Consider the following 4,340-nt stretch of genomic DNA (forward strand, 5'->3'; position numbering starts at 1 on the left):
AGCGGATCCGCGTCGCCGTGCGCGACCCGCTCCTCGGGACCCGGCCCCGCGCTGGAGCCGACTGCGGGACGCCGCGCGGGGAGCGGCGTCCTAACCAGCACTGTGCAAGGCGAACGCCGTCACGAACCCGAGGACCGCGTACAGCCCGGTGAGCACGTCGTCGCGGTCGAACGCCTCGGGGATCATCGTGTTCGAGATCATGGCGAGGATCGCGCCGGCGGCTACGGTCGTCACGAAGGCCACGACCGCGCCCGGTGCGGTGGCGAAGACCAGGAAGCCGACCAGCGCCGCGGCGGCCGAGATCGCGGCGATCCCGCCCCAGACGGTGAAGACGTAGCGGGCGGAGCGGCCGTCGGCTTTCATGCCGACCGTCGAGGACAGGCCCTCGGGGAGGTTCGAGATCGCGACCGCGGCGACGATGGGCACGCTGATCGCCGCTCCCGCTCCGCCCTGGGCGACCGAGAGGCCGAGCACGATCGATTCGGGGACCCCGTCGATCAGGGCGCCGGCCGCGATGGCCGCGCCTCCTCCTCCGCCCGACCCCTTCGCGCTCTTGCGGTTCCCCGCGCCGGCGCGGGTGAGCAGCGCGTCCGCGCCGACGAAGACGACGGCTCCCGCGAGCGTGCCGAGGATCGTCGGGAGCAGTCCTCCGTCGTCCGCCGCCTCCTGCACGAGCTCGTAGGCGAGCGCCGAGATCAGCACCCCTGCTCCGAACGCGGAGATCGCGGCGGTGAGCTTCGGGGGCACGCGCACGAACCAGGCGAGCGCGGCGCCGATCAGGAGGGTGGCGCCGCCGATGGCGCCGCTGGCGAGGGCGAGGGTCCAGGGAGGCACGGCTCCACCCTGGCACCGGCGGTGTCCGGCCGCGGCGGGCTTGACGGGGGCGCTCCGGCGGCGCTCGACCCGCCTCCGCCCGCCCCGACAGCTGTCGTGCAGGCGTCGGGCCGCGATGCCCGGCCGATCCTCGGCGATGGAGGGCCGCTCGGGCCGGGCGTCCCCGTAAACTGCCGGAATGGCGGAGTTCAGCGCGAGTGTTTTCCAGAACGAGTTCCTCTCGGACGGCGCCACCGACGTGCACGCCATCGTCACGGTGACCGCGTCCGGCACGGGGGTCGCCGGGTCCGACGGGGCCGCGGCCGAGATCATCATCGTGGACTGCTCCGGATCGATGACCGGCGAGAACATGACGGCCGCGAAGCGCGCCGCCGCCGTGGCCGTCGACCAGATCCTGGACGGCACCTTCTTCGCCGTCGTGGCCGGGTCCGAGCGCGCCGACCGCGCCTTCCCGTACCCCAACGCCACCGTCTCGATGGTGCGGATGGAGCCGGGGGCGCGGGCCGCGGCGAAGGAGGCGATCGGCTACCTCCAGGCCGACGGCGGCACCGCGATGGGCACCTGGCTGACCCTCGCCCGCCAGCTGTTCGCGACCGTGCCGGAGGCGACGCAGAGGCACGCGATCCTCCTCACCGACGGCAAGAACGAGCACGAGCCGCGGATGCAGCTGGACGCGGCGATCCGCGCGGCGTCGGGCGACTTCCAGTGCGACGTGCGCGGCGTCGGCTCCCGTTGGATCGTCGAGGAGGCGCGCACCATCGCGAGCGCCCTGCTGGGCACCGTGGGCCTGATCGCGAACCCGGCCGACATGGCCGCCGACTTCGAGTCGCTGATGCGGGCGTCGATGGGCCGGGGAGTCGCCAACGGCGAGCTCCGCGTCTGGACTCCGCAGGGCGCGCAGCTGCTCTTCGTCCGCCAGGTCGCTCCGAACCTCGAGGACCTCAGCTCCCGGCGGAACGCCGTGAACCCGCTCACCGGCGCCTACCCGACCGGCGCCTGGGGCGACGAGTCGCGGGAGTACCACGTGGCGGTCCGGGTCGCGTCGAAGCCGGTCGGCTCGGAGCAGCTCGCCGCGCGGGTGCAGCTCAGCGTGCGCGACGAGGTGGTCGCCTCCGCCCTGGTGAAGGCGCGCTGGACGGACGACTCCGCCCTGACCGCCCGCATCGACCCCGCCGTCGCCCACTACACCGGCCAGACCGAGCTCGCCTCGGCGATCCAGGACGGGCTCGCAGCCAAGGCGCGGGGCGACGAGGCGACCGCCACGGTCAAGCTCGGGCGCGCGGTGCAGCTCGCCTCCGTCACCGGGAACGACGAGGCGACCGCGAAGCTGCGGAAGGTCGTCGAGATCGACAACCCGAACGAGGGCACCGTGCGGCTCAAGCGCGGCGTGGACCGCCTCGACGAGATGGCGCTGGACACCGCGTCGACCAAGACCACGCGGGTGCGCAAGTGAGCTTCCGCTGCCCCGAGGGGCACACCTCGCAGTCCGGCGACTACTGCGACGTCTGCGGGGCGCCCATCGGTGCCGCTGCGGCCCCGTCGCCCGCTCCCGCCGCGCCGACCACCGCGATCCCGACCGGCCCCTCGGTCTGCCCGCACTGCTCGTTCCCGAACGAGCCCGGCGCCCTGTTCTGCGAGAACTGCGGCTACGACTTCACGACCGGCTCCCTCCCCGAGGCCGATCCGTTCACCTCCTCCGGCGCCGTCCGCGCTCCGGGCGAGGTCGGCGGCTCCGCGACGCCGTCGGGGGACCCGGCCCAGCACCTGGGCGAGGCGCCCGCGCCGCAGGCCGATCCCGCGGCTCCGACCGAGCTGGTCCCGGAGCAGGAGGCCGGCTTCGACACCCCCGTCGCGACCGCGCCGCCCGCCGCTCCGCCGACCGAGGTGATCCCGGAGGCCCCTGCACCCGAGGCCGCAGCCCCCGACGCGGCACCCGAGGCCTCAGCGTCGGAGGAGGAGGCCGCGTCCGCGCCTGCCACCGGCTCCGCCCGCCCCGCCTCCGCCTCCGCGGACCCGGACCGCCCGTGGATCGCCGAGCTCTGGGTCGACCCGGAGTGGTACGCCGAGCAGCGCGCTGACGACCCGATGCCCTCGCCCGGCCCGCCCGCGACCGTCGTCCTCCGCGAGCGCAACCTGCTCGTCGGCCGCCCGTCCGTCTCCCGCGGCATCTCGCCGCAGGTGGACTGCGGCTCCGACTCCGGTGTCTCGCGGCGCCACTGCCAGCTGAGCACCGACGGCTACCGCTGGTGGGTCGAGGATCTGCAGTCGGCGAACGGCACGTACCTCGCCCCGGCCGGGGCTCCGCTCCCGCAGTCGCCGATCGCCGCCGGTCAGCGCCGCGAGGTCGAGGAGGGCGATCGGATCTACGTGGGCGCCTGGACGCGGATCGTGCTCCGTCCCGCGTTCCCCGGCGAGGCCTAGGGCCCCGCGCCCGGTCGGTCAGCGACCGGCGAGCGCTCCGAGCATCCACGACAGCGCCGCGATCGCGCCGACGCCGACCACGCTCGAGCCGATGATCACGGAGCGCCGGATCCGTGCCGCGCGCGAGTCCGAGGCGGTCGGCGCGCCCGAAGCCGAGCCCGTCGTCATCCCGCCGCGGAGCCGGTGCGCGACCTTGTCGGCGGTCGGCCGCTTCTCCGGGTCCCTCTGTGTCATCGAGGTCAGCAGCGCCCGCCACTCCGCCGGCAGGGTGTCGGGCACGGAGGGGCTGCGGTGGAGGCGGGCGATCGCCGCCTCGAGGACGGTGCCCGAGTACTCCCGGTGACCGGTGATCGCCTCGAGGAGGACCAGGCCGAGGGAGAAGACGTCGCTCGCTCCGCTGATCGGCTCGCCCGCGACCTGCTCCGGGCTGACGAAGCTCGCGGTGCCGATCACGACGCCGTCGCTGGTCAGGCGGGAGCCGTCCATGAAGTGGGCCACGCCGAAGTCGGTGAGCTTGGCGGTGCGGGCGTAGCCGCTGGAGGCGACCTCGCTGACCAGGATGTTCGCGGGCTTCACGTCGCGGTGCACGACGCCGCGCTCGTGCAGGTAGGCCAGGGCCTCGGCGAGCTGCGTGCCGATCGCCGCGACCTCCGCCGCCGGGAGGGGGCCGGACTCGAGCCGCGCCTCCATCGTGGGGTCGGCGACGAGCTCCATCACGACGTAGCGGCGGACCTCGCCGCCGAAGTTGTGCAGCCCCGCGTCGAAGAGGTTGACGATGCCGGGGTGGGCGAAGGAGCTCAGCATCCGCACCTCGCGCTCCTGGCGGGCCACGTCCTCGGGGTTCGAGGCCTCCGCGCGGAACACCTTCACGGCGACCTCGCGCTGCACGGTCTCGTCGCGGGCCCGGTAGACCGAGCCCATCCCGCCGGAGCCGATGCGCTCGATCAGGTAGTAGCGGCCGGCCACCTTCTGCTGGGCGGCGTTCGCGGCGACGGTACTCATGGCGATCCCGCCTTCCGCTCGAACGGTGCGCTCCGGAGCGCACCGTTCGAGCGGAAGGCGGGATCGCCATGAGTACCGTCGCC

Annotated in this window: 4 protein-coding genes; 2 read left to right on the forward strand and 2 right to left on the reverse strand. The window is 74.4% G+C overall.

Annotated features, from left to right (window positions below):
* Positions 1–90 precede the first annotated feature (90 nt).
* Positions 91–834 carry a ZIP family metal transporter gene (locus C5C46_RS07200; RefSeq protein WP_104223842.1) on the reverse strand — a complete coding sequence of 248 codons (744 nt, stop codon included), beginning with the start codon at positions 832–834 and terminating at the stop codon, positions 91–93.
* A 178-nt stretch (positions 835–1,012) separates the two neighbouring features.
* Between C5C46_RS07200 and C5C46_RS07205 the strand changes: the two genes are divergently transcribed.
* On the forward strand, positions 1,013–2,287 hold the full coding sequence (locus C5C46_RS07205) for a VWA domain-containing protein (RefSeq protein WP_104226194.1): 1,275 nt from the start codon (positions 1,013–1,015) through the stop codon (positions 2,285–2,287).
* The gene (locus C5C46_RS07210; RefSeq protein ID WP_104226195.1) at positions 2,284–3,255 is read left to right on the forward strand and encodes an FHA domain-containing protein; all 972 of its coding nucleotides are present in this window, start codon (positions 2,284–2,286) and stop codon (positions 3,253–3,255) included. The genes C5C46_RS07205 and C5C46_RS07210 overlap by 4 nt, the downstream gene beginning before the upstream one ends.
* Positions 3,256–3,273: 18 nt before the next feature.
* Here the strand turns inward: C5C46_RS07210 and C5C46_RS07215 are convergent, their stop codons facing one another.
* Positions 3,274–4,257 carry a serine/threonine-protein kinase gene (locus C5C46_RS07215; RefSeq protein WP_104226196.1) on the reverse strand — a complete coding sequence of 328 codons (984 nt, stop codon included), beginning with the start codon at positions 4,255–4,257 and terminating at the stop codon, positions 3,274–3,276.
* Between the last annotated feature and the right edge of the window lie 83 nt (positions 4,258–4,340).

The sequence above is a fragment of the Rathayibacter sp. AY1E6 genome (assembly GCF_002931115.1).
Lineage (GTDB): Bacteria > Actinomycetota > Actinomycetes > Actinomycetales > Microbacteriaceae > Rathayibacter.

What these genes read in the sequence shown, in the direction of transcription:
- C5C46_RS07215 (WP_104226196.1), bottom strand. Translation starts at nt 4,257, where the DNA reads ATGAGTACCGTCGCCGCGAACGCCGCCCAGCAGAAGGTGGCCGGCCGC.
- C5C46_RS07205 (WP_104226194.1), top strand. Translation starts at nt 1,013, where the DNA reads ATGGCGGAGTTCAGCGCGAGTGTTTTCCAGAACGAGTTCCTCTCGGAC.